The organism is Burkholderia sp. AU15512 (assembly GCF_002223325.1).
Classification (GTDB): Bacteria; Pseudomonadota; Gammaproteobacteria; order Burkholderiales; family Burkholderiaceae; genus Burkholderia.
Window position 1 is genome coordinate 605,357 of record NZ_NKEX01000003.1, and the last position, 24,292, is coordinate 629,648.

26 protein-coding genes and 2 tRNA genes are annotated in these 24,292 nt (G+C 67.3%); 10 read left to right on the plus strand and 18 right to left on the minus strand.

Going from position 1 to position 24,292, the window contains the following annotated elements; all coding sequences use genetic code 11:
- Window positions 1-5: 5 nt before the first annotated feature.
- Entirely contained in the window at window positions 6-626 is a 621-nt protein-coding gene (gene orn / locus CFB43_RS05405; RefSeq protein ID WP_089494343.1) for an oligoribonuclease, read from the plus strand.
- Window positions 627-642: 16 nt separating this feature from the next.
- On the opposite strand, the gene mog is transcribed toward orn, so the two are convergent.
- Together mog and yjgA are read right to left on the minus strand one after the other, a co-directional pair.
- On the minus strand, window positions 643-1,263 hold the full coding sequence (gene mog / locus CFB43_RS05410; RefSeq protein WP_011351366.1) for a molybdopterin adenylyltransferase: 621 nt from the start codon (window positions 1,261-1,263) through the stop codon (window positions 643-645).
- Window positions 1,244-1,837: a ribosome biogenesis factor YjgA gene (yjgA, locus tag CFB43_RS05415; protein WP_306427101.1), complete on the minus strand. Its 594-nt coding sequence runs from the start codon at window positions 1,835-1,837 to the stop codon at window positions 1,244-1,246. The genes mog and yjgA overlap by 20 nt, the downstream gene beginning before the upstream one ends.
- Before the next feature lie 127 nt (window positions 1,838-1,964).
- On the opposite strand from yjgA, the gene pmbA reads away from it, so the two are divergent.
- Window positions 1,965-3,335, plus strand: a complete 1,371-nt coding sequence (gene pmbA, locus CFB43_RS05420; protein ID WP_039370934.1) for a metalloprotease PmbA — start codon at window positions 1,965-1,967, stop codon at window positions 3,333-3,335.
- An 83-nt stretch (window positions 3,336-3,418) separates the two neighbouring features.
- Here pmbA and CFB43_RS05425 read toward each other — a convergent pair whose 3' ends face one another.
- The 3 genes from CFB43_RS05425 to CFB43_RS05435 all read right to left on the minus strand — a co-directional run bounded on the left by CFB43_RS05425 (window position 3,419) and on the right by CFB43_RS05435 (window position 5,022).
- Window positions 3,419-3,919 carry a dihydrofolate reductase gene (locus CFB43_RS05425; protein ID WP_089494345.1) on the minus strand — a complete coding sequence of 167 codons (501 nt, stop codon included), beginning with the start codon at window positions 3,917-3,919 and terminating at the stop codon, window positions 3,419-3,421.
- A gap of 273 nt (window positions 3,920-4,192) precedes the next feature.
- Window positions 4,193-4,411, minus strand: coding sequence for a hypothetical protein (locus tag CFB43_RS05430; RefSeq protein WP_373452530.1), 219 nt, complete (start codon window positions 4,409-4,411; stop codon window positions 4,193-4,195).
- Window positions 4,412-4,803: 392 nt separating this feature from the next.
- Window positions 4,804-5,022, minus strand: a complete 219-nt coding sequence (locus CFB43_RS05435) for a hypothetical protein (protein ID WP_089495254.1) — start codon at window positions 5,020-5,022, stop codon at window positions 4,804-4,806.
- On the opposite strand from CFB43_RS05435, the gene CFB43_RS05440 reads away from it, so the two are divergent.
- On the plus strand, window positions 5,023-6,420 hold the full coding sequence (locus CFB43_RS05440; RefSeq protein ID WP_089494347.1) for a sigma-54 dependent transcriptional regulator: 1,398 nt from the start codon (window positions 5,023-5,025) through the stop codon (window positions 6,418-6,420). It abuts the gene before it with no gap.
- A 41-nt stretch (window positions 6,421-6,461) separates the two neighbouring features.
- A complete protein-coding gene (locus tag CFB43_RS05445) occupies window positions 6,462-7,433 on the plus strand; it encodes a thymidylate synthase (protein WP_089494348.1) in 972 nt (323 codons plus the stop codon).
- Between the two features lie 104 nt (window positions 7,434-7,537).
- On the opposite strand, the gene CFB43_RS05450 is transcribed toward CFB43_RS05445, so the two are convergent.
- Window positions 7,538-10,108 (minus strand): DUF6600 domain-containing protein, encoded by a 2,571-nt coding sequence (locus CFB43_RS05450; RefSeq protein WP_089495255.1) that lies wholly within the window; start codon window positions 10,106-10,108, stop codon window positions 7,538-7,540.
- A gap of 162 nt (window positions 10,109-10,270) precedes the next feature.
- Entirely contained in the window at window positions 10,271-10,978 is a 708-nt protein-coding gene (locus CFB43_RS05455) for an ArsR/SmtB family transcription factor (RefSeq protein WP_089494349.1), read from the minus strand.
- Between the two features lie 193 nt (window positions 10,979-11,171).
- On the opposite strand from CFB43_RS05455, the gene CFB43_RS38325 reads away from it, so the two are divergent.
- Both CFB43_RS38325 and CFB43_RS05465 read left to right on the plus strand, forming a co-directional pair.
- Window positions 11,172-11,315 (plus strand): hypothetical protein, encoded by a 144-nt coding sequence (locus CFB43_RS38325; RefSeq protein WP_179254789.1) that lies wholly within the window; start codon window positions 11,172-11,174, stop codon window positions 11,313-11,315.
- A 129-nt stretch (window positions 11,316-11,444) separates the two neighbouring features.
- Window positions 11,445-11,957 carry an acyl-CoA thioesterase gene (locus tag CFB43_RS05465; RefSeq protein WP_039370920.1) on the plus strand — a complete coding sequence of 171 codons (513 nt, stop codon included), beginning with the start codon at window positions 11,445-11,447 and terminating at the stop codon, window positions 11,955-11,957.
- Between the two features lie 63 nt (window positions 11,958-12,020).
- Here CFB43_RS05465 and fumC read toward each other — a convergent pair whose 3' ends face one another.
- The 3 genes from fumC to CFB43_RS05480 all read right to left on the minus strand — a co-directional run bounded on the left by fumC (window position 12,021) and on the right by CFB43_RS05480 (window position 15,313).
- The gene (fumC, locus tag CFB43_RS05470) at window positions 12,021-13,415 is read right to left on the minus strand and encodes a class II fumarate hydratase (protein WP_089494350.1); all 1,395 of its coding nucleotides are present in this window, start codon (window positions 13,413-13,415) and stop codon (window positions 12,021-12,023) included.
- A gap of 155 nt (window positions 13,416-13,570) precedes the next feature.
- Window positions 13,571-14,959 carry a multidrug efflux MATE transporter NorM gene (norM, locus tag CFB43_RS05475; RefSeq protein ID WP_089494351.1) on the minus strand — a complete coding sequence of 463 codons (1,389 nt, stop codon included), beginning with the start codon at window positions 14,957-14,959 and terminating at the stop codon, window positions 13,571-13,573.
- Between the two features lie 135 nt (window positions 14,960-15,094).
- A complete protein-coding gene (locus CFB43_RS05480; protein ID WP_006486208.1) occupies window positions 15,095-15,313 on the minus strand; it encodes an RNA-binding S4 domain-containing protein in 219 nt (72 codons plus the stop codon).
- Between the two features lie 270 nt (window positions 15,314-15,583).
- Here CFB43_RS05480 and CFB43_RS05485 point away from each other — a divergent pair, with 270 nt between their 5' ends.
- Complete coding sequence (locus tag CFB43_RS05485) at window positions 15,584-15,979, plus strand: hypothetical protein (RefSeq protein WP_089494352.1); 396 nt, start codon at window positions 15,584-15,586, stop codon at window positions 15,977-15,979.
- A gap of 123 nt (window positions 15,980-16,102) precedes the next feature.
- Here CFB43_RS05485 and CFB43_RS05490 read toward each other — a convergent pair whose 3' ends face one another.
- The 8 genes from CFB43_RS05490 to fdxA all read right to left on the minus strand — a co-directional run bounded on the left by CFB43_RS05490 (window position 16,103) and on the right by fdxA (window position 20,468).
- A complete protein-coding gene (locus CFB43_RS05490; protein ID WP_089494353.1) occupies window positions 16,103-16,888 on the minus strand; it encodes a DUF4088 family protein in 786 nt (261 codons plus the stop codon).
- A gap of 161 nt (window positions 16,889-17,049) precedes the next feature.
- On the minus strand, window positions 17,050-17,388 hold the full coding sequence (locus CFB43_RS05495; protein ID WP_089494354.1) for an AzlD domain-containing protein: 339 nt from the start codon (window positions 17,386-17,388) through the stop codon (window positions 17,050-17,052).
- Window positions 17,385-18,152 carry an AzlC family ABC transporter permease gene (locus CFB43_RS05500; RefSeq protein WP_089494355.1) on the minus strand — a complete coding sequence of 256 codons (768 nt, stop codon included), beginning with the start codon at window positions 18,150-18,152 and terminating at the stop codon, window positions 17,385-17,387. The genes CFB43_RS05495 and CFB43_RS05500 overlap by 4 nt, the downstream gene beginning before the upstream one ends.
- Before the next feature lie 93 nt (window positions 18,153-18,245).
- Window positions 18,246-19,145, minus strand: a complete 900-nt coding sequence (locus CFB43_RS05505; RefSeq protein ID WP_089494356.1) for an AraC family transcriptional regulator — start codon at window positions 19,143-19,145, stop codon at window positions 18,246-18,248.
- A gap of 62 nt (window positions 19,146-19,207) precedes the next feature.
- The gene (locus CFB43_RS05510; RefSeq protein WP_089455827.1) at window positions 19,208-19,693 is read right to left on the minus strand and encodes a CreA family protein; all 486 of its coding nucleotides are present in this window, start codon (window positions 19,691-19,693) and stop codon (window positions 19,208-19,210) included.
- Between the two features lie 121 nt (window positions 19,694-19,814).
- Window positions 19,815-19,890, minus strand: a tRNA-Asn gene (locus tag CFB43_RS05515).
- Window positions 19,891-19,965: 75 nt separating this feature from the next.
- Window positions 19,966-20,041: transfer RNA gene (locus CFB43_RS05520), tRNA-Asn, on the minus strand.
- Between the two features lie 103 nt (window positions 20,042-20,144).
- Window positions 20,145-20,468, minus strand: coding sequence for a ferredoxin FdxA (gene fdxA, locus CFB43_RS05525; RefSeq protein ID WP_011351384.1), 324 nt, complete (start codon window positions 20,466-20,468; stop codon window positions 20,145-20,147).
- A 320-nt stretch (window positions 20,469-20,788) separates the two neighbouring features.
- On the opposite strand from fdxA, the gene pncB reads away from it, so the two are divergent.
- The 3 genes from pncB (at window position 20,789) to CFB43_RS05545 (ending at window position 24,213) form a co-directional block, all read left to right on the plus strand.
- A complete protein-coding gene (pncB, locus tag CFB43_RS05535; RefSeq protein WP_089424832.1) occupies window positions 20,789-21,988 on the plus strand; it encodes a nicotinate phosphoribosyltransferase in 1,200 nt (399 codons plus the stop codon).
- An 88-nt stretch (window positions 21,989-22,076) separates the two neighbouring features.
- The gene (locus tag CFB43_RS05540) at window positions 22,077-22,739 is read left to right on the plus strand and encodes a LutC/YkgG family protein (RefSeq protein WP_089494357.1); all 663 of its coding nucleotides are present in this window, start codon (window positions 22,077-22,079) and stop codon (window positions 22,737-22,739) included.
- Between the two features lie 43 nt (window positions 22,740-22,782).
- Complete coding sequence (locus tag CFB43_RS05545; protein ID WP_089494358.1) at window positions 22,783-24,213, plus strand: sodium:proton antiporter; 1,431 nt, start codon at window positions 22,783-22,785, stop codon at window positions 24,211-24,213.
- Window positions 24,214-24,292 lie beyond the last annotated feature (79 nt).

A 24,292-nucleotide genomic window follows, 5' to 3' on the forward strand; every position in this document is an offset into this window, starting at 1 on the left:
GACTCATGACCGATACCGCCGCTTCCGCCAGCCAGCCCGCGCTCGTGCGCAACGAGTTGAACCTCGTCTGGCTCGACATGGAGATGACGGGCCTCGACCCGGATAACGACCGCATCATCGAGATCGCGGTCGTCGTGACCAATTCCACGCTCGACATCGCCGTCGAAGGCCCCGTGTTCGCGATCCACCAGAGCGACGAAACGCTCGCGAAGATGGACGACTGGAACAAGTCGACGCACGGCCGCTCGGGCCTGATCGACCGCGTGCGCGCGTCGACCGTGACCGAGGCGGAAGCCGCCGCGCAATTGCAGGCCTTCCTCGCGCAGTACGTGTCGCCCGGCAAGTCGCCGATGTGCGGCAACTCGATCTGCCAGGACCGCCGCTTCATGGCGCGCTGGATGCCCGAATTCGAGCGGTTCTTTCACTACCGCAACCTCGACGTCAGCACGCTCAAGGAGCTGTGCCGTCGCTGGCAGCCCGCGATCTACAAGGGTTTCCAGAAGCGGGCAATGCACACGGCGCTCGCGGACATCCACGAGTCGATCGACGAGCTGAAGTACTACCGCGAGCATTTCCTGATTCCGGCCGCATCGGCTTCGGCAGGCGAGTCCGCGCCGGCCGCCTGAGCGATCCGGCACGCGCCTAGCGCGGTGCGCGCTGAGCGCTTTTCGGCCGGAACGCCGCGACCACCGCGGCGTCGGTCTCGATGTAAGGGCCGCCGATCAGGTCGATGCAGTAGGGCACCGCGGCGAAGATGCCGGGCACGGTCGACTTGCCGTCGGCGTCGCGGAGCCCTTCGAGCGTTTCCCGGATCGACTTCGGCTGGCCGGGCAGGTTGACGATCAGCGCCGCATGGTCGGCCGTCTCGCGGATCACCGCGACCTGCCGCGACAGGATCGCGGTCGGCACGAAATTCAGGCTGATCTGCCGCATCTGTTCGCCGAATCCCGGCATTTCCTTCGTCGCCACGGCCAGCGTGGCCTCGGGCGTCACGTCGCGGCGCGCCGGGCCCGTGCCGCCCGTCGTCAGCACGAGGTCGCACCCCGCGACGTCGACGAGTTCGGCGAGCGTGGCGGAGATCGTCGGCGCGTCGTCCTGGATCAGGCGCGTTTCGGCGCGCCACGGCGACACCAGCGCGCCGGCGAGCCACTCCTGCAGCGCGGGAATGCCTTTGTCCTCGTAGACACCGGTGCTCGCGCGGTCGCTGATCGACACGAGGCCGACGACGAGCTCGTCCGGATGGTTACGCTTCGTCGTCGTCATGGTCGTCTCCGGCATCGTCGTCCGCATGGGACGTGCCGCCGGCGGTCTTGATCCACTGGAACAGCTCGCGGAAATAGCGCGGCGGCTTGCCTTGCTGCGCTTCCTTGCGTGCGTTGCGAATCAGCGTGCGGCCTTCCTGGATGTCGGCTTCCGGATGCTGGCGCAGGAATTCGGTCAGCGCGTCGTCGCTCGCGAGCAACTGTTCGCGGGTGCGTTCGATCCAGTGCAGGCGGGCCGTCGCGGCCTTGTTCACGCCGCGCTGCGCGTCGAGCGCGGTGCGCAGCGCGGCCGTCTCGTCGTCGGTCAGCGAGCGCATCACGCGGCCGACGTACTGGAGCTGGCGGCGCTTGCCTTCGTGATCGGTGATCCGGCGCGCCTCGCGCACGGCGTCGCCGAGGCTTTCGGGCATCGGCATGCGTTTCAGCGCGTCCTTCGGCAGATCGACGAGTGCCTGGCCGAGCACCTGCAGCTCGTGCATCTCGCGCTTCAACTGGGATTTGCTGGGGCGATCGTAGCCATTGTCGTCGTCTTCGGCGGCATGCTCGATCGGCTGGATTCGGGTTTTGCGTGTCATGGACGGCATTGTATCGCGCCGCGGACACCCCAAGCTTGTCGGTGTCCGGCCCCGGACCTTGCTATGATCGCGGGATACGCAACATTTTGAACATGCGGGCGCCCGCCCGCCACCGGATACCAAGACGATGGCAGCCAATCTCGACGTACAAGCGCGCTATTTCCCGCACACGCAGGACCAGCTCAAGGAAATCGCCTCGGACATCCTTCGCCATGCGAAGGCGCTCGGCGCGACGGACGCCGCGACCGAAATCTCCGAGGGCGATGGCCTGTCGGTGTCGGTGCGCCGCGGCGAAGTCGAAACGATCGAGCACAACCGCGACAAGATGGTCGGCGTGACCGTGTTCATCGGCAAGAAGCGCGGCAACGCGAGCACGTCGGATTTCTCGCCGGGCGCGATCAAGGATACCGTCGCCGCGGCGTACAACATCGCGCGCTTCACGGCCGAGGACGAGGCGGCCGGCCTGGCCGAAGCCGAGCTGCTCGAAACCGACCCGCGTGACCTCGACCTCTACCACCCGTGGGCGCTGTCGGCCGACGAGGCCGTCGAGCTCGCCCGCCGCGCGGAAGACGCCGCATTCGCGGTCAGCCCGCAGATCCGCAACTCGGAAGGCGCGAGCGTGTCGGCCCAGCATTCGCAGTTCGTGCTGGCCACGTCGCGCGGCTTCCTGTCCGGCTACCCGTACTCGCGTCATTACATCGCATGCGCGCCGATCGCGGGCAGCGGCCGTCACATGCAGCGCGACGACTGGTATTCGTCGAAGCGCAGCGCGATCGATCTCGCGGCGCCCGAAGCGGTGGGCCGTTACGCGGCCGAGCGTGCGCTTGCCCGGATGGGCGCGCGCCGCCTCGATACCCGCAAGGTGCCCGTGCTGTTCGAGGCGCCGCTCGCGGCCGGCCTGCTCGGCGCATTCGTGCAGGCGGTGAGCGGCGGCGCGCTCTACCGCAAGACGTCGTTCCTCGTCGACAGCCTCGGCAAGCCGGTGTTCGCGCCGCACATCCAGGTCGTCGAGGATCCGCACGTGCCGCGCGCGATGGGCAGCGCGCCGTTCGACGAGGAGGGCGTGCGCACGCGTGCGCGCAGCGTCGTCAAGGACGGCGTCGTCGAAGGCTACTTCCTGTCGACCTATTCGGCGCGCAAGCTCGGCACGCAGACCACCGGCAACGCAGGCGGCTCGCACAACCTCGCACTGCGCAGCTCGAACACGCAGGCGGGCGACGATTTCGACGCGATGCTGAAGAAGCTCGGCACGGGCCTGTTGCTGACCGAGCTGATGGGGCAGGGCGTGAACTACGTGACGGGTGACTATTCGCGCGGTGCGGCGGGCTTCTGGGTCGAGAACGGCGTGATCCAGTATCCGGTCGAGGAAATCACCGTCGCGAGCACGCTGCAGGAAATGTTCCGGCATATCGTCGCGATCGGTGCCGATTCGATCGTGCGCGGCACGAAGGAAACGGGCTCGGTGCTGATCGAGCAGATGACGATCGCCGGGCAGTAAGCGGCGCGCGGCATCGGCCGCCATCAAACGAAAAAGCCCGACCGGCATGAACCGGTCGGGCTTTTTTCATGGCGCGTGACGCGTCAGCCGCGCTTGCGTTCGTAGACGACGAACGCATAGCCGAACGTATTCGGCGCGGCCGCCTGGTGCGCATCGCGCGACACTTCCTGCCACTGCGCGGCGTCGGGTGCCGGGAACGAGGCGTCACCGTCGAAGTCGGCATCGATCTCGGTGACGACCAGTTTGTCGGCGAGTGCGAGACCTTCGGTGTAGAGCTGCGCGCCGCCGATCAGGAACGCCTCGGGCACGCCGTCGCGTGCGGCGAGCGTCAGCGCATCGGCGAGCGACGTGACCGTGTCGCAGCCGTCGAAGCGACGCGTTGCGTCGCGCGTGACCACGATATTGCGGCGGCCCGGCAGCGGCCGGCCGATCGACTCGTGGGTCTTGCGGCCCATCACGATCGGTGCGCCCATCGTCGTGCGCTTGAAGAAGGCGAGATCCTCGGGAAGTTTCCAGGGCAACTGGTTGTCGCGGCCGATGATGCCGTTGCGGGCACGCGCGACGATCAGGGTCAACGTCGTCATGAAGGTCGGGGAAAGGAAAACCGGAATGGCGCCGATTCTACCGGAACGGCGGCACGCGCCGGTTCCGGGTGCGCGCGTCCGCCTCTCCGCACTGCGCGCCGCGACGCTCGAGGCAAGGCGTCGCGGCGACGGAATGAATAAAAAGAGTGCCCGCCGGGGGACGGAGCACAAGAACCGTTTCGTGTTGCGAGCACGACGATGCCGGCATCGGGTCGAGGCTGGCGGCTCGCTCAAATCAATACGTCATCCTGATCAAATGGATCGGCTCGTGCATCACTGGTGGGTACTGCCTTGCGTGGTGCCTTCCATCGCGTGCTGAAAATCGCCCTGCTGCGGTGCCGGAAGTGGCGTCGGCAATTGAGGCGGTGGCGGGATCTCGTCCCACAGGGTCACCGACGTCCTGCCGGCCGGCAACGGTTGCGGTGACGACACGGTCACGATGCCGAACCCGTTGCCGTGCTGCATGCTCGGCGTGTTTGCCGCAAGCAGCATGGCGCGATCCGGATTCGTGCTTTCGTCTGCGCGTGCGGGCGCGGGCGGGCCGGCGGCCGCGACCGCAATGGCCATCGGCACGAAAGAAAGTAAAAGATGTTTTCGCATGGTCGCTGTCTCCGACGGTTTCCATGTTCAGCGAAATGCATGCCATCGCGCCGGGACCGTTGTCGAGACTGCGATTCGTGCTCAAGCGTTGCGAATTGTCTCGAAAAACCGCTGAAAATGTTTCAGGCGTGAAACGAGGGGGCTCGGGAATACTGCTGATTCAATCGATACGCTTCAAGGATGAAAATCGTCGCAAGTGTTGATGACAGAGCGTATCGCTGCGCCGGGGGCTATGTGCAGACGATTGACATGCATCGACCTCCTGAGCGATACGGCCGCATCGCTCACCGCGCTGAAATCGGATTGTCGTATTCAGTGCCTATAACTAAGCTGTCTTGATCAAAATAACTGGACGCGAGATAAGCGCCATCATGCGAGGCTTTGTCGTCGCCACGCATCGGCATGGCGAATCGAGCCGCCTTCGGCTGACCCGATTCGATCCTTTTCGCACGTGACCTGGCGTGCACGGCAATCGTTAGACGGTTGATGAACGGGGTGAGCATATGGGCGCCGATCTGCGGCACGTGATCTACTATTCGCGCGAACCGAACGATGCGTTGCGCGGCCATTTCGACGAATGCGGTTGGCGTGTCGATCTCGCGGAGACCGTGCGAGACGTACGGCGCGTCGTGCAGCATGGTGTCGCAACGGCCGGGCTGCTCGATTTTTCGCCGGGCTTCAAGCCTTCCGACCTGCGCGAACTCGAATCATGTCTGAGCATTCAGCACATCGGCTGGATCGCGGCGACGCGACGCGGCCAGTTGCAGGACGCTACGCTGCGCCATCTCATTCGCGACTACTGTTTCGACTACGTGACGATGCCGTACGAGACGGCGCGGATCGTCGAGACCGTCGGCCATGCACACGGGATGATCGCGCTGACCGAAACCGTTGCACCGCCCGTCGGCGCCGGACGCAGCGAAGGCGAAATGGTCGGGACCTGCGATGCGATGCTCGGGCTCTTCAGGACGATACGCCGCGTCGCGGCGACCGACGCGCCGGTATTCATCTCCGGCGAATCGGGTACGGGCAAGGAACTGACCGCGGTCGCGATTCACGAACGTTCGTCGCGCGCGCAGGCGCCTTTCATCGCGATCAATTGCGGTGCGATTCCGTCGACGCTGCTGCAGGCCGAACTGTTCGGCTATGAGCGCGGCGCGTTCACCGGCGCGAACCAGCGCAAGATCGGCCGCGTCGAGGCCGCCAATGGCGGCACGCTGTTTCTCGACGAAATCGGCGACTTGCCGCTCGAAAGCCAGGCGAGCCTGCTGCGCTTCCTGCAGGAAGGCAAGATCGAGCGGTTGGGTGCCCATGTGTCGGTGCCCGTCGACGTGCGCGTGATCTGCGCGACGCACGTGGACATGGAAGCGGCGCTGCGCGAAGGGCGGTTCCGCGAGGATCTGTTCCATCGCCTGTGCGTGCTGAAGATCGAGGAGCCGCCGCTGCGCGCGCGCGGCAAGGACATCGAGGTGCTCGCGCGCCACATGCTCGAGCGTTTCAAGGGCGACGCGCATCGTCGCTTGCGCGGCTTTTCCCCTGATGCGGTCGCGTCGCTGTACGGCTATTCGTGGCCGGGCAACGTGCGCGAGCTGATCAATCGCGTGCGCCGTGCGATCGTCATGTCGGAAGGCCGGATGATCACCGCGGCCGATCTCGAGCTGAACGACTTCGCGACGCTCGCGCCCGTATCGCTGCTGGAGGCACGCGAGGCGGCCGAACGGCAGGCGATCGAGCAGGCGCTGTTGCGTCATCGCGGCCGTTTCGCGGATGCCGCACGCGAACTCGGTGTGTCGCGCGTCACGCTCTACCGGCTGATGTGCGCACACGGCATGCGCGATCGCGGCGACACGCTGGCAGGATTTTCGGCGCCGTTGCCGGAGCTTCCTCACCACGCTTGCTAAAATTGGCGGGTACGGTCGCCCTCGCGGCCGAAGGAACCCGCATGAAACAGTATCTCGATCTCGTTCGTACCATTCTCGATACCGGCACCTGGCAGGAGAACCGCACGGGGATCCGCACCATCAGCATGCCGGGCGCGATGCTGCGCTTCGACCTGCAGCAAGGCTTCCCGGCCGTGACGACCAAGAAGCTGGCATTCAAGTCCGCGATCGGCGAACTGGTCGGCTTCCTGCGCGCGACGCGCAGCGCGGCCGATTTCCGCGCGCTCGGTTGCAAGGTGTGGGATGCGAACGCGAACGAGAACGCTCAATGGCTCGCGAACCCGTATCGCCAGGGCGTCGACGATCTCGGTGACGTGTACGGCGTGCAATGGCGCCAGTGGCCGGGCTACAAGGTGCTCGACGCGGGCGCCGACGCGCAGATCGCCGATGCGACGCGCCGCGGCTTCCGGATCGTCACGCGTTTCGACGAAGACGGCGCGCCGAAGGTGCTGCTGTACAAGGCGATCGACCAGTTGCGCCAGTGCCTGGACACGATCATGGAGAATCCGTCCGACCGCCGCATCCTGTTTCACGCGTGGAATCCGGCCGTGCTCGACCAGATCGCGCTACCCGCGTGCCACCTGCTGTACCAGTTCCTGCCGAATGCGACGAAGCGCGAAATCTCGCTGTGCCTGTACATCCGCAGCAACGACGTCGGCCTCGGTACGCCGTTCAACCTGACGGAAGGGGCCGCGCTGCTGGAACTCGTTGGCCGCCTGACGGGCTACACGCCGCGCTGGTTCACGTATTTCATCGGCGACGCGCACATCTACGAGAACCAGCTCGACATGCTGCAGCGCCAGCTCACGCGCGAGCCTTACGAGAGCCCGCGGCTCGAGATTGCCGCGCGCGTGCCGGAATACGCGAAGACGGGCGTCTACGCGCCCGAGTGGCTGGAACAGATCGAGCCGTCCGATTTCTCGCTCGTCGGCTACCGCCACCATGAGCCGCTGACCGCACCGATGGCGGTCTGATCGAGCAACCCGGGCCGCGCGGATGCATCGCGCCGCGCCCCGTGGAAAAATGGCCCGACCGGCTGATCCCGGTCGGGCCTTTTTGTTTCACGTTTGCGGCGCTTTTACTGGCGATGCCGCTCTTCGTGACCGCCTTGCGGCGGCGGGTTGCTCGGGTGAGGCGCCTCGACGTGCGGCGCCGGTTGCGGCCGCGGTTCCATGCGCGGAGCGGGCATCGACGGACGCGGTTCCATGCGCGGCGCCGGCTGCGGTCGCGGCTCCATACGCGGTGCAGGTTGCGGCCGAGGCTCCATGCGCGGCGCCTGCGGTTGCGGGCGCGGCATGTCGTGCACGGCGGGGGCCGGCGGACGGTACTCGTTCACACGGGGTGGCGCGACTTCGCGATGCGGCTCCGGTTGTGCGAAATCGGCGTGCGGTTGCGATTGCCCATGCTGGGCTGGCGACTGGAAATCGGGGCGCGGACGCGGCTGCGGAATCTGCGCGGTGTTGTCGAGCCGCGGTTGCGGCAGGGCGCGCGGCGCTTCGTTCCGGCTGCCGGGCTGCGCGCCCTGCGGCGTCGGCACACCTTCCGGATGTGGTACCGCCGCGCTTCGCACGGGCGGCAGCGCATTCTGGCCCGCCGCGTGAAGCGCGGTCGGCGGCGCAGGGCGTTGACGCTCCATCGGCGTGTGCGGCTGCATCCACGCGGGTGACGGCGTTTCGGCCGCGTGTGCATTGCCGATGCCCGCCGGACCGTTGTTCGCGACCGGCGGATGCGGGACGCCGTTGCCGGGGCCGAATGCCTGATGCGGCACCGGGTTGCCGGGCGCCTGCGGCATGCCGCCGTTGGCGAAATGCGCTGCGTTGGGGGGGGCGCCGTTCGCCGGCCGCGCGACATTCGGCATGCCCGGCATCGGCATGCCCGGCATCGGTGTGCCAGGCCGCCCGGCCTGCACGGCGGCCGGCTGGCCTTCGCGAGGCGCGCGAGCCGGTTGCACGACGGGGCCGTGCGGATTCACGAGCTGCACGTTGCGCATCGCCCATGCGCCGCCGTCCGGCTTGCCCGGAATGCGGACCGGGCGAGCCGTATAGTCGGCCGGCACGTTCGTCTTCACGACAGGTGCGCCGGCACCCGGTACGCGCCCGCCTTGCTGCGCGAGGTGGGCCGCCGCATGGTCGCGATACGCGGCCGGCACGGCGGGATTGCGCGTCGCGACGTACGGGTGCTGGGCAATCGCGGCAGGCGGACGGTAGCTCGCATTGCGCAACCCGCCCGTGAAGCTCTGGCGCACTGGTGCAATGCCCGGTGTCCCCGGCGTGACGTGCGCGTTGCGCCATTGTTGCGGATCGATGTGCTGCGAGAAGTGCGCGACCGGCTGGCCGTGCACGAACGCGGAGGCCGGTACGGCCGTGATCGCGTGCGGCGCGCGGAAGTTCACGTACGTCTTGTTGATGTTGGTGATATTGGTGACATTGGTGATGTTCGTCACGTTCACGGTCTTGTTCACGTTGACGTTGTTCACCACGACGTTGCGGTTCACGCGGTCGTAGTAGTGCGGGCTCCAGCCGCCCCAGCCCGGATGCCACGGTTCGCCCGGGCCGAGCGCGAACCACGCGCAGCCGGCCGCGGCGACGCCGCCCACCGTGAGCGCGACACTCCAATCGGGGCCGCCGCCACCGCCGACGAACGCGACCAGTGCCGGCGCATAGACCGGCGGCTGGCTGACGACCATCGGGCCCGGCACCCAGGCCCAGCTATCGTCAACGTATGCCCAGCGGCCGTAGTGATACGGTGCGAAACCCCACGGCGCGTCGTCGACCCACGTCCAGCCCCACGGTGCCTGCCAGATCCAGTGGCCGTCGTGATACGGCGCCCAGTCGGCCGGCGTGTCGTTCGGCACCCAGACCTGGCCGTAGTTCGGGGTTTCGCGCCACGTGCCGTTCGCGTCGAGATCCTGGTAGCCGGGGATGTCGCGGGACACATAGCGGGCCGATACCGAGCGCTCCTCGGCCGCGTCGCGGCTGGCGGCCCACTGGTCGAGCGGATCGGGGCCCGGGGCGGCGGATTGCTGCGCGACCTGCAGGTCGGTGCCCGTGAACACGACCTGCTGCCCGGGCGACAGCGGGTACTGGCCGTTGCTGCCGTAGACGGTCGCACTGCCGCTGCGCACCGTGACCGTCGTGCTCGCACCGTTCGGCGCGACGTCGACGCGATAGTCGCCGGGGCCCGTGATGCCGAGCGCGAGATTAGGCGTGTCGATTTCGTACGATCCACCGGCCGGCAGATCGCGCACGTGCGTCGATACGGTGCCGAGCCCCACTTTCAACTGGGTCGTCGTGTCGTCCAGGTTCAGCACCGACAAACTCGTCGATTCACCGAGCCGCACCGCGGTCGAGCCGATGTGCAGTTCCGAGCGCGCACCGGCATCGTTCCAGAGCTGGTCGCCGGTCGTCAGCGGCCGGTTCACGGCAGCATACGACCACGTATCGGTGCCGGCCGGTTCGGTCGTCACGGCGCCCGACAGGTAATTGAGCCGCGCGACACGGCTGGGTGGATCGCCGCCCGGTTGCCGTGCCGCGGCCGCATAGGGCGGCGCGCCGGCCGATTGCGCGAATGCGGGGGGCAGTGCCGCAAGCGCGACGAACGCGACCAGCGTGCAGCGGGCGGTTCGCTTGAGCGTGAACAGGGTGGCCATGGTGAGCGTCTTCGTCATTGTCGCGGCGCGTCGATTCGTGCCGCTGAGTTCACAATATCCGTTCGGCCTGTTTCAATGCTCGGTGTTTTGTAAGTCGAATGGCACGCGATGTAACAAAACCTGTCCATCGCGCGCCGTTGTCGTGCAGACGCAATCCGGGCGTCAAGCGGACGTAAGCCACTCGTCGAAAACCTGCTGTCCGGGCACTGTGACGCGCAGCACGCGCGGCCGTGCGGCGCGTTCGATCCAGCCGTGCGCGCAGAAGCGCTCGAGCAGCGCCGCACCGAGTGCGCCGCCGAGATGCGAGCGCCGTTCGCTCCAGTCGAGGCAGCCGCATGCGAAGCGGCGCCGGCGCGTGCGCTGCTGAGCGACGTCGATGCCCCATTGCGCGAGCGCCTGGGTGCCGAGCTCGGTAATCTCGATCGCATCGCCGTCGGCAAGCAGCCAGCCGCGCGCGGTGAGCCCGTCGAAGATGCGCACCGCGAGTTCGCCGGCCATGTGGTCGTAGCAGGTGCGCGCATAGCGCAACTCGGCCGGAACCGTGCGGGACGGCGCCGGAACCGGGCGATGCGGCGCGGCTGCGCGGGCGACGTTCGCGAGCGCCTCGAGCGATGCCGCGATGTCGGCCGATGCGATGCGGTAGTAGCGGTGCCGGCCGCGCACGTCGAGCGCGAGCAGGCCGCCCTCGGTCAAGCGCGCGAGATGGGCGCTTGCGGCGGACGGCGACAGCCCCGCGATCATCGTCAACTCGCCTGCCGGTCGCGCGCTGCCGTCCATCAGCACCCACAGCATCGCGGCGCGCCCCGGGTCGGCGATCAGCGAGCCGATGCGGCTCAGGCCCGGAAAGTGGTGGTCGTCTTGGTCGGTCATCGTCGTGTCTCGTCAGGCGGGATGAGCTTCAGTGTAGTGGGCGCGCGCATGCGATGTTTCGCTTTTGGCTGAAATGTCGGATGCACTGGCGCGGGCGTCGGCGATGCGGCGGACCCCGGCTGCGGCCGCTTGCGGCGCGCGCGTAGAATGGCCGAAAGCGGCCGCAGCGGGCGGCCGCACGGGACACGATGCAATGATGAAGACGATTTTCTGTTTGCTGGCGGCCGCGCTCGTCTGCGCGGCCTGTGTGCAAGGCGGTGCGGGCGCGTCCGGCGAGCGCGGCGGCAGCATCGAGATGTACGGAACGATCGATCAGGGCATCACGGTGCGTCGCTGACCGAGGCGGCCGTGCGCGCGCTGGGCATATCGCCGGAAGCCGCGCCACACGGGGCGCCCCGCGACGCGTTGCCGCAGTGCAACGTATAATGGCCCGATTACAGCGCCCCTGCCGCCTGGAGCCAACAAGATGTCCCAACCGTCCCCCGTACCGGCCGCCCTCGACCGCACCGAAACCGTCTTCCGCTTCCTCGCCGAGCCGTCGTCCGTGAACTTCGGCGGCAAGGTGCACGGCGGCGCGCTGATGAAGTGGATCGACGAGGTTGCGTATGCGTGCGCGGCCGTCTGGTCGAGCCGCTATTGCGTGACGGTCAGCGTCGGCAACATCCGTTTCCAGCGTCCGATCATGGTCGGCAATCTGGTCGAGCTGAAGGCGCGCGTCGTCGCGACGGGCCGCACCAGCATGCACATCCATGTGTCCGTGCATGCCGGCGATCCGAAGGGCGGCATGCTGCGCCAGACGACCGATTGCCTCGTCGTGTTCGTCGCGGTCGACGAGAACGGCAACCCGGTGCCGGTGCCGCCGTTCGTGCCCGAGACCGACGAGCAGAAGGTGCTCGCGAAATATGCGGCCGACGTGCGGGCCGCGCTCGACAAGATCGTCGAGATGAAGCCGGAAGAGGTCGCGAAGGGCGCGGTCTGACCGCTGCGGGCGCCGCGCATCGCGCCGCGCCCGTCATCCTGCCTCTTCCTGCCGTAACTGCCGTTACTGCGTCCCGATCATCTGCTCGGGACGTACCCACGCATCGAATTCCGCCTCGGTCAGGTAGCCGAGCGCGAGCGCGGCCGCCTTCAGCGTCGTGCCTTCCTTGTGCGCCTTCTTCGCGATCTGCGCCGACTTGTCGTAGCCGATGTGCGGATTGAGCGCCGTCACCAGCATCAGCGATTCGTTCAGCAGCAGGTCGATCCGCGAGCGGTTCGGCTCGATGCCCACCGCGCAATGGTCGTTGAAGCTCTGCGCGCCGTCGGCGAGCAGCCGCACCGACTGCAGCACGTTGTGCGCGATCATCGGCCGGAACACGTTCAGCTCGAAATTGCCGCTCGCGCCGCCGACGTTGACCGCGACGTCGTTGCCGAACACCTGACAGCAGAGCATCGTTACGGCTTCGGACTGCGTCGGGTTCACCTTGCCCGGCATGATCGAGCTGCCCGGCTCGTTTTCAGGAATCGACAGTTCCCCGAGCCCGCAGCGCGGCCCGCTCGCGAGCCAGCGGACATCGTTCGCGATCTTCATCAGGCCGGCCGCGACCGTCTTCAGCGCGCCGTGTGCGAACACCAGCGCATCGGCCGCTGCCATCACCTCGAACTTGCTCGGCGCCGTCACGAACGGCAGCTTCGCGAGCCGGCCGATTTCATCGGCGACGCGCACCGCGAACTCCGGATGCGCGTTCAGCCCCGTGCCGACCGCGGTGCCGCCGAGCGCGAGTTCGTACAGGTGCGGCAATGCCGATTCGACGTGACGGATGCCCTGGTCGAGCTGCGCGACGTAACCGGAAAACTCCTGGCCGAGCGTGAGCGGCGTCGCGTCCTGCAGGTGCGTGCGGCCGATCTTCACGATGTCGGCGAACGCCTTCGACTTCGCGTCGAGCGTCGTGCGCAGCGTGCGCAGCGCCGGCAGCAGGTGGTTGACGATCGCGTACGCGGCCGCGATGTGCATCGCGGTCGGAAAGACGTCGTTCGACGACTGGCCGCGGTTCACGTCGTCGTTCGGATGAACCTTGCGCGCTTCGCCGCGCTCGCCGCCCATCAGTTCGCTCGCGCGATTCGCGATCACCTCGTTGAGGTTCATGTTGGTCTGCGTGCCGGAGCCCGTCTGCCACACGGCGAGCGGGAATTCGCGCGGATGCTTGCCGGCGATGATCTCGTCGGCCGCGTCGATGATCGCGCGCGCCTTGTCGTCGGCCAGCACGCCGAGCGACTGGTTCACGGCCGCCGCGGCGCGCTTGACGATCGCGAGCGCGTGGATCAGCTCGGGCGACTGCTTCTCGGTCGAGATCCGGAAATTCTGCAGCGAGCGCTCGGTCTGCGCGCCCCAGAGCCGGTCGGCCGGCACGGCGATCTCGCCGAACGTATCGCGTTCCATCCGAACTGCTTCGTTCATGATCCACTCCTCCAGAAAAGGGGAAAGGCCGCGCGTGGTCGCGCGGCATCAGACGTAATCAGACGTATCGTGAGGCAGTCGCGCCGCTTGCGCGGCGTCTCGAGATCTTCAGCCGACTAGCATAGCGCCGGCCCGGATTTCGCGTCTTGTCGCGTTCAGTGCGGCGACGTCACGAGCGACGCGCTCTTCAGATGAAAGCGCCACGCCATCAGCACGGCCACGCTGGCGAGGCCGGCCGCGAGGCCCCACCAGAGGCCGCGGGCGCCGAGGCCCACATGGAACGCGAACCAGTAGCCGGTCGGAAAACCGATGCCCCAGTAGCCGAGGGTGGCCGCGAGCATCGGGATGCGCGTGTCCTTCAGGCCACGCAGCGCACCCGACGCGACGGTCTGCGCGCCGTCGACGATCTGGAACACCGCGGCGATGCCGAGCAGCGACGCGGCGAGCGACACGGTGGCCGCGTTGGCCGGATCGTCGAGGTTCAGGTACAGGCCGACGATCGCATGCGGCGCGACGATCAGCACGATGCCCGACAGCGTCATGAACGCCACACCGAGGCCGAGCGCGACGAAGCCGGCATGCCGCGCGGCGACGGGCGCCCCAGCGCCGACCCAGTAACCGACCCGCACGTTGGCGGCCTGACCGATCGCGAGCGGCACCATGAACGCCACCGATGCGACGTTCAGCGCGATCTGGTGCGCGGCCAGCGACGTCGCGCCGAGCACGCCGATCGTCAGGCCGGTCGCGAGAAACAGCGTCGACTCGACCCCGTACGTGATCGCGACGGGCCAGCCGATGCCGATCAGCTCGCCCATCATCGGCAGCTTCGGGCGGGCGGCCGTGACGAAATGACGGAAGCGTTGCCGGCCGTGCAGCAGCCAGATCAGGGCGAATGCGGTGAGCCAGATCGTGATCGTCGTCGCGACCGCTGAACCGAGGAAACCCAGGCGCGGCAGCCCGAACGCGCCGTGGATCAGCCCGTAGTTCAGCACGCCGTTCACGCCGACGCCGCCGATCGACACCCACAGCAGCCGGCGCGCCGCGCCGATCGCCGGCAGGAACGCGCGCATCAGCCCGACGCCGATCAGGCTGCCGAGCGCGGCGAAGCGCAGGATGCCGGTGTATTCGCCGACGTGATGGGCGAGCAGCGGCGGCTCGTGGAACATCAGCAGGATCGGTTCGGACAGCGACAGCGCGATGACGGCCGGAATCGCGAGCAGCACGGACAGCGCGAAGCCGGTCCAGTAGATGTGCGGGACGCGCTCGTCGGCCTTGGCGCCACGCGCATGCGCGACGCTGACGCTGACCGACGACAGCACGCCTTGCAGCACGGTCACGATGACGAAGAAGAAGTTCGCGCCGAGCCCGCCCGCCGCGAGCGAATCGGGGCCGAGCGAGCCGAGCAGCACCGTGTCGGTGACGCTCATCGCCATCTGCGAGAGCTGCGCGATCGCGAGCGGCGCGGCGAGGCGCGCGGTATCGGCGGCATGACTGGACAGGGACGGCGGCGCGGCGGCCGTCCGCGTAAGACCGGAATGCGACATGGAATGGGCGCTCGCACGAGTGCGGGCCCGCGCTATATGTATTTATTTTGAGAGACGGCTAGCTTACGGCTTTATTCGAACGGTGTCGAACGCGCGCGCCGATGGCCATGTCGCAGGCAGGGGGAACCGTCGGCCCTAGGCTTCGCGCACTGCAATGCGCGTGTCGCCGAGCAGGACGACCTGGCCCGCGCGGATCTTGCAGGTCTTGCGCAGCTCGACAGCGCCGTCGACTTTCACCGCGCCGGACGCGACGATCAGCTTCGCGGTGCCGCCGCTGTCCGCGAGGCCGGTGATCTTGAGGAGGTTGTGCAGCTCGACGTATTCGCCGGTCAGCGTGAAATCCAGATTGGGCATGACGAAGGAGGTGCGCATTGCGCGGGAGGAATCGCCTCGCATCATACGGCACCGCGGGCCGGCGCGCGAGCGCGGCCGGCTGCGGCCCTCAGTTGTGAGGGAGTGTGAGCCATTCGTCAGCAAATGAAACGGTGGGTAACAGTCTGAGAGATTCGAGAACCGGCCGCGCGGGCCGCGGGTCTTTTGTCGTACCTGCTGCGTGTTGCGGCGGGGGACGCAACGGACCGCATCGCTGCGGTTCGGGCGCACAACTTCCTGAGGAGAATTGCCATGTCCAAGATTCGTACGATGCTGATCGGTGCCGCGTTGACGGCGTTCGCCACTTCGGCCGCATTTGCCCAGACGGGTACGGCGGTGCAGGGTGCAGCCGGTGCCGGCGTACAGGCGCAGACGCCGGCGGCCGGTGCCGGCGTGCAGGGCGGTGCGGGCGCGAACGCGTCGGGTAATGCGGTCGGCGGCGCAACCGATGCGGTCGGCGCGGCAGCCGATGGCGCGAAGGAGTCGACGTCGTCGGCTGTCCACTCGGCCAAGAAGCACACGAAGCATGCCGCGAAGTCGGCCAAGAGCCATGTCGGCTCGGCCAAGGCGAAGGCCGGCGAAGCGACCGAAGGCGGTGCGTCGGTCGGTGCCGAGGGCGGTGCATCGGCCCAGGGCGCCACGCAGTAAGGCGCGGCAGGCGCCGCGCGACACTCGCCCTCGACGGCGCGTCGCGACGGCGGCCATCCGACGGCCCGGTTCGCGTTGCGCGAACCGGGCTGCTTTCATTGGTCGGTGCGATCGGGCGCGCCGTTACGGCCGCCGTTGGCTTTGCCCTTGGCCCGGCTGACCCTGCGCCGGCCGCGCGGCCGTCGGGGTGAAAACGTTGCGCAGCCACGCGGCGAGCCGGGCGAAGACGTCGTACGGTTCCTCGACGAAGATCTCCGGCTTCAGCAGCCGCAGGTACTCCATGATCTGCTGCGCTTCCTGCTTCTGGAACGAGCCGTGCGCGAGCCCGAGCCGCAGCAGCCCGCGCAGTTCGCCGAGCTTGTCGCGCGCGGTGCTGCCGACGCTCATCTCGCATGCGAGCTTGGCCTCGTAGACCCGTTGTCGCAGCGATTCCGCGAGCCGCCACGCAGGCGTCTGCATCAGTTCCTCGAGCGTCTGGATATCTTGCGCGGCCCCCTTGATCTGCGAGGCGAGCGGATCGATCAGCGACGGGTCGCCCTGCGCTTCGGCGACGATCGCTTTCGCCCAGTCGCGGCAAGCCTTCGCGAGTTCGTCGGGGGTCCATTCGGAGCGTGACGCGAAGCCGAAGCCGAATTCACCGGCCTGTCGCATCAGGATCGCGACGACGTCCGGAAATTCCTTGTCGAGCGTGCGTTTTGCCCACGCGTACTGGCCGCCCTGCAGCATCCGCTGCACCGCGTGCTCGGTCAGCGGCACCATGTTGTCGAGCAGCTTGGCGCGCAGGAAATCCTCGAACGACGGCGTCGCGAACTGCGGGTCGAGTTTCAGCGACACGCGGACGAACGCGTCGTAGTCCTTGCGCAGGGACTCGAGCGTGTCGTCCTTGAGGGAAAGGGTGATCTGGCCCATGAATCGTCTCGATGGCGGCCCGTGCCAGCCGGCGGCCGGCACGGCGCACCGGGACGGGCGCAGCGTCGACTGACCGGTGCGCGCCGAGGCCGGTGGCGGGTATTCATTCCCTATATCGGCGCGCCGGGCGGAAACTTGAGTACGAATGACCGAGTGAGTACTCAGGCGGGCAGCCAGTGGGGCAGCACGACCCCTTGCCAGAAAAAGAACACCGCGAGCCCCGCCGCGATCGTCACGAGCGGGCGGCGGGTGGCGGCCGACACGAGCACGGCGGCGAGCGCGCCGACGAGCTGTGGATTGCGCCAGCTCAGCTCGGCGGTGCCGCCGTGCGGCGAGACGACCATCGGCACGATGATCGCGGTCAGCACGGTGACGGGCACGAAGCCGAGCGCGGTCCGCACGAGCGGCGGGAAGGTCAGCCGTTCGCCGAACAGGAACAGCGTCGAGCGGATCGCGTAAGTGATGACGGCCATCCCGAGGATCAGCAGCGCGTAGCTCACGATGCTGCCTCCGTGCGCGAGCCGGCGCGCGTGCGTTCGTGCAGCAACGTGAGCGCGACACCGACCGCGACGCCGGCGGCGACCGCGCCGAGCAGCCCGAGCTTGTACGGCCAGCCCTGCCAGAAGTACGCGAGTGTGCCGGCCGTCACGGCTGCCGCGAAATAGCGCAGCGTGCCGAGTTGCGGGACGACGATCGCGATGAAGGTCGCCGCCATCGCGAAATCGAGGCCAAGCGACTGCAGGCCCGGGAATGCCGCGCCGAAGCCGATGCCCGCGAGCGTCCAGACCTGCCAGTTCAGGTACATCGCGAGCCCCGAGCCGAAGAAGTAGTGGGGGCCGATCGCGTCCGGCGGGAAATGCCGGTAGTGCGCATAGGCGACCGCGAACACCTCGTCGGTCATCAGCGCGCCGAGCGTCGCACGCCAGCGCAGCGGCAGGTGGGCGACATAGGGTGCGAGCGTCGCGCTGTACAGCAGGTGACGCAGGTTCACGATCAGCGTGGTCGCGAGCACGACGATGAAGCTCGCGCTGCCCGCGATCAGGCCGAGCGCGATGAACTGCGCGGAGCCCGCGAACACGACGAGCGACATCAGCGCGCCATGCCATGCGGCGAGCGGGCCGCCGCCCACGAGCGTGCCGAAAATCACGCCGAACGGGGCGGCGCCGATCATCATCGGGATCGTGTCGCGCGCACCGTCGAGCCATTCGTTCAATGGGCGGCGGGCAGGCGATGCGGGTATCGGATTCAAAGGGTGCTCCTCCATGAACGGGAGGATAGCGGGCAGGGAGTGTGCCGGCTTGTATGTTCTTGCGCTTGCGGGAGCGCGGTATCGCGGTGGCGGGCCGGACGCTGCGCGTCAGCTCGCCTGCCAGCGCCCGGGCGGCACGCCGAACATGCGTTTGAAATGCCGGGTGAAGTGGCTTTGGTCGACGAAGCCGCTGGCCGCCGCGACGTCGGCGACGGGCACGCCCGCGCGCAGCGGCGCCAGCGCGCGCTGCAAGCGCAACTGGTTGCGCCACGCATGCGGCGGCATGCCGGTCGTGCGGGTGAACAGGCGCGCCGCATGGAACGGCGACAGGCCGGCCGCCTGCGCGACTTCGTCGAGTGTCACCGTGCACACGAGGTCGGCGGCGAGCCGCTCGCGCATGACGTCGACGCGCGGTTCGTCCGCCGTGAGCGGCGCCGGTCGCGGCTGTGCGTCAGCATGGCGCACGATCAGCGTCGACAACGCATCGAGCATCGCCGTTTCGGCGGCGAGCGGATCGTAGGCGCGCGGTGCGCCGCTCGCCGGATCATGAGCCGGCTGCCCATGTGCCTGCAAGGGCAGTGCGCGCTCGCTGCCGGCCTCCATCATCCGGTGCGCCAGCGTGAGCCGGGCCGCAAGATCGGCGTCGCGAATCACGTCGGGCGCAAACCACGGCGCGTCCTGCGGGCGGCCGGCGATCGAACAGGCGAGTTCGCGAATGAATTCGACCGGCATGTAGCTGACGCGATAGCACCAGCCTTCATCGGCCGCGCGCGACCCCGTATGCACCTCGCCGGGATTGATGACGGGCACGGAGCCGGTTTCGGCGACATAGCCGCTGCCGCGATAGGTGAAGCGTTCCGCCCCCTCGAGAATCACGGGGATCGTGTACGCGTCGTGCCAATGGGGGGCGAACGCATGATCGCGATAGGTGGCCGTGAGGAGATCCGCGTCCGGCAGCAGCGGCGTGCGCCAGTAGCGTGCGGAGTCGGGAAGGCGGGTGGCGGACATGATCGGGCGCGGGAGCGGTCGAATCGACAGTGTATCGCTCGCGCGCCCGGCAGGCGCGGGCTTTACTTGACCGGAATCGTCGTGCCGGCCGGCATCGGTACCGCGGTGACGGCGTTCTTCGGGCTGCCGCTCACGATGCGGTCGCTGTAGGTCAGGTAGACGATCGTGTTGCGCTTGGTGTCGACCACGCGCACGACATGCAGGGTCTTGAAGATGAACGACATGCGCTCGCTGAACACGTCGGTCTGCTGCTTGAGCGGCTCCTTGAAGCTGATCGGGCCGACCTGCCGGCATGCGATCGACGCTTCGCTTGGATCCTCGGCGACGCCGAGCGTGCCCTTGATCCCGCCGGTGCGGGCGCGCGACACGTAGCAGGTCACGCCGTTCACGATCGGATCGTCATACGCCTCGACGACCACGCGATCGGAGCCCGTGACGCGGAAATGGGTGTTGACGCTGCCGACTTCCTCCGCGTGCGCGAGCGGCGCCGCGGCGAACGCGGAAAGCAGGAGGGCGAAGGGGGCTGAGCGGAGGAGGCGGTGCTTCATCGACGGAACCGGATGCGAATGCGGGACAGAGACTCTAGCATGCGCGCGCGACCGGACGACGAAAGCCGAATGGTGGGCCGGAAAAACAAAAGGCCCGTCGAATGACGGGCCTTTCGCTATTTGGCTCCCCGACCTGGGCTCGAACCAGGGACCTACGGATTAACAGTCCGGCGCTCTACCGACTGAGCTATCGGGGAATAAATCGGTACATCTGCATGCGTGTTTGTCTACCAGCAAAAAGCCCGTCCACTTTCAACGGGCCTTTGCGTTTTTGGCTCCCCGACCTGGGCTCGAACCAGGGACCTACGGATTAACAGTCCGGCGCTCTACCGACTGAGCTATCGGGGAACAAACAACAACAGCAGAGAAACGAGATTATATGGAGCGTTGATCAGGTCGTCAATACTTTTGAGCCGCGGCGCATAAAAAAATTTCTGCGGCCGCTGCGCGATCAGCGCTCGAGCAGGTGCAGCTTGTCCTGCACGTCCTTCCACTCGTCCGCGTCGGCGGGTGCCGGCTTGGTCTTCGTGATCGACGGCCAGTCCTTCGCCAGCTCGGCGTTCAGCGCGGTGAACTGCTGCTGGTCGCCCGGAACGTCTTCTTCGGCATAGATCGCATTGGTCGGGCACTCGGCGACGCACACGGCGCAGTCGATGCACTCGTCCGGATCGATGGCGAGAAAGTTGGGACCTTCACGGAAGCAATCCACCGGGCACACATCCACGCAGTCCGTGTATTTGCACTTGATGCAGCCTTCGGTCACAACGTGAGTCATTAAAACGCTCCTGCTTGGCGGTATATATGGGGTGGCGTTTGCGCCAAAACCGGCATTGTAACTGAAGCGCAAAACCCGCATGGCGTGGTCGGCTATCCGGCTTATATCGTTTCGTGATTAGTTTATGGGGCCGTCCACGGGGCGCTGAAGGGACGCCCCGGCGGCAGTGCGTGTCCGATACGCCGGAACGGGCAGTGCGGCCGGAGCGTGGCGGCAGGCGGTTTCACGATGGTCGGGCCCGCATTCGGGTAACATGGCCGGCAGACCGGGCGGCGCGCGGTGCGCCGGGGCCCTGTCACGATATTGGCGCTGCCGTCATCATGATCATCACTTCGCTGCTCGACACGGATCTCTACAAGTTCACGATGATGCAGGTCGTCCTGCATCACTTCCCCGCTGCAAGCGTCGAATACCGTTTCCGGTGCCGCACGCCCGGCGTCGATCTCGTGCCGTACATCGACGAGATCCGCGACGAGGTGCGCGGCCTGTGCGCGCTGCGTTTTTCCGACGTCGAACTCGACTACCTGCGGCGGATGCGTTTCATCAAGAGCGATTTCGTCGACTTCCTCGCGCTGTTCCACCTGAACGAGAAGTACATCTCGATCACGCCGTCGCCGAAGGGCAACGGTGAAATCGACATCGAGATCACGGGGCCGTGGCTGCACACGATCCTGTTCGAGATCCCGGTGCTCGCGATCGTCAACGAAGTGTATTTCCGCAATACCCAGCGCGAGCCCGACTATCGCGAGGGCCGCGAGCGGCTGCGCGAGAAGATCAAGCTGCTCGGTGCGAAGCCCGAATTCGCCGACTGCAAGATCGCCGACTACGGCACGCGCCGGCGCTTCTCGAAAGTCTGGCACGAGGAGGTCGCGCTCACGCTGCGCGACGGCCTCGGCCCGCAGTTCGCGGGCACCAGCAACGTGCTGTATGCGATGAAGCACGGCATCACGCCGCTCGGCACGATGGCGCACGAGTACCTGCAGGCCTGCCAGGCCCTCGGCCCGCGGCTGCGCGATTCGCAGATCTACGGCTTCGAGATGTGGGCGAAGGAATACCGCGGCGACCTCGGGATCGCGCTGTCGGACGTCTACGGGATGGATGCATTCCTGAACGACTTCGACATGTACTTCTGCAAGCTGTTCGACGGCGCGCGCCACGATTCGGGCGATCCGTTCGAATGGGGCGAGCGGATGCTGCGTCATTACGAGATGAACCGTTGCGACCCGCGGACCAAGGTGCTCGTGTTCTCGGACGCACTCGACATCCCGAAGGTCATGCAGTTGTACGAACGTTTCCGCGGCCGCTGCAAGCTTGCGTTCGGCGTCGGCACGAACCTCACCAACGATCTCGGCTACGTGCCGCTGCAGATCGTGATCAAGATGGTCCGCTGCAACGGCCAGCCGGTCGCGAAGCTGTCGGATTCGCCGGGTAAGAGCATGTGCGACGACAAGGCGTATCTCGCCTACCTGCGCCAGGTGTTCGGCATCGCGCAGCCAGTCGAGGAAGACGCGTCGAAGTAAGCGTCGGCCGAACGGCCAAAACTGCGTGGCGGCGAGGTCGGCCGGTATAATCCGACGGTATCGCCCGCCAACGTCACGAGGACCGTTCATGGACACTTCCGCTGCCCGTCGCCAGATCCTCGCGCGCATTCGCGCGGCGCAGGGGCGTGCGGCCGAACCCGATGCGGCCGAGCGCGACGGCGTTACCGATTATCTCGCCCGTCATCCGGAAGGCCCGCGCCCGCCGGCGCCGGCCGATCTCGTCGCGGCCTTCGTCGACGAAGCGGTACGCCTGTCGACGACGGTCGACGAAGTCGCGACGCTTGCCGACGTACCGGCCGCCGCGGCTCGCTACCTTTGCGCCCACGGCCTGCCGACGCAGGCCGTCGCGTGGCGCACGCTGGCCGATTTCGACTGGGCGGGCGCAGGCCTGTCGGTCGAATGCCGCAAGCCGCGCGACGGCGATCTGGTCGGCCTCACCGGCTGCTTTTGCGCGACGGCCGAAACGGGCTCGCTGGTGCTGCTGTCCGGCCCTGACACCTATGCGTCGGCCGGCCTGCTGCCGGAAACGCACATCGCGATCGTTCCCGCGTCGCGGATCGTCGCCGGTCACGAAGACGCCTTTGCGCTGATCCGCTCGGAGCGCGGCGAATTGCCGCGCGCGGTCAACTTCGTATCGGGCCCGTCGCGCACGGGCGATATCGAGCAGACCATCGTACTGGGCGCGCATGGCCCGTACCGCGTTCACGTGATCGTCGTACGGGGCGCATGACGCGCCCGCTGCATCCACTACCACTCGAACAAGGAAGTTCTGCATGAAACGACATGCCGCCTGGGCGGGCATGGCGTCGGGGATCGCGCTTGGCGCCGTCCCCGCGCTTGCATCGGCCGCAACGCTCGACGGTGCCACGCTGTCCGCTCTCTGGGGCATCCCGTTCGCCGGGATCCTGCTGTCCATCGCACTGTTCCCGCTCGTCGCCCCCGTGTTCTGGCATCACCACTTCGGCAAGATCGCGGCCGGGTGGGCAGTCTTGTTCCTGGTCCCGTTCGCGTTCGCGTTCGGCGCGGGCACCGCGTTCGGTACGCTCGTGCATGCGCTGCTCGAGGAATATATCCCCTTCATCGTGCTGCTCACCGCGCTCTATACGGTCGCGGGCGGCATCTGCGTGAACGGCAACCTGCACGGCACGCCGAAGCTGAACACCGCGATCCTCGCGCTCGGCACGGTGCTCGCCAGCGTGATGGGCACGACGGGCGCCGCGATGCTGCTGATCCGGCCGTTGCTGCGCGCCAACGACAACCGCAAGCATGTCGTGCACGTCGTGATCTTCTTCATCTTCCTCGTCGCGAACGCGGGCGGCTCGCTGTCGCCGCTCGGCGATCCGCCGCTGTTCCTCGGTTTCCTGAATGGCGTGAGCTTCTTCTGGACGACCACGCACCTTGCGCTGCCGATGCTGTTCATCTGCGCGGTGCTGCTGACGCTGTTCTTCGCGCTCGATACGTACTTCTACCGGAAGGGCGGCGAGGAGCGGCCGGTCGCGCTCGACCCGACGCCCGACAGCGACCGGCTGTCGATCGACGGCAAGATCAATTTCGTGCTGCTCGCGGCCGTGATCGGCCTGGTGCTGATGAGCGGCATCTGGAAGCCGGGCGTCACGTTCGACGTGTGGGGCACGCACGTCGCGTTGCAGAATTTCGTGCGCGACGTCGCGCTCGTGGGCGTGACGCTCGCGTCGCTCGCGCTGACGCCGCGTTCCGCGCGCGAGGGCAACGCGTTCAACTGGGCGCCGATCGAGGAAGTCGCAAAGCTGTTCGCGGGGATCTTCGTGACGATCGCGCCGGTGATCGTGATCCTGCGCGCCGGTGCCGACGGCGCATTCGCGCAGATCGTCCATCTCGTCACGGGGCCGGACGGCAAGCCGATCGACGCGATGTACTTCTGGGCGACCGGCATCCTGTCGTCGTTCCTCGACAATGCGCCGACCTATCTCGTGTTCTTCAACCTCGCGGGCGGCGATGCGCAGTCGCTGATGACGACCGGCGCGTCGACGCTGGCCGCGATTTCCGCAGGCGCGGTGTTCATGGGCGCGAACAGCTATATCGGCAACGCGCCGAACTTCATGGTGAAAGCGATCGCCGAATCGCGCGGCGTGAAGATGCCGAGCTTCTTCGCGTATCTCGGCTGGGCGCTGGTCGTGCTGATACCGGTATTCCTGCTCACGTCGTGGATCTTCTTCTCGGCGTAAGCTGACGATTTTCAACCTAGAACGGGCGGTCCCGGCGGCGCATGGCGCGCGGCGATCCGTCCGTGGCATGCGGAGATGG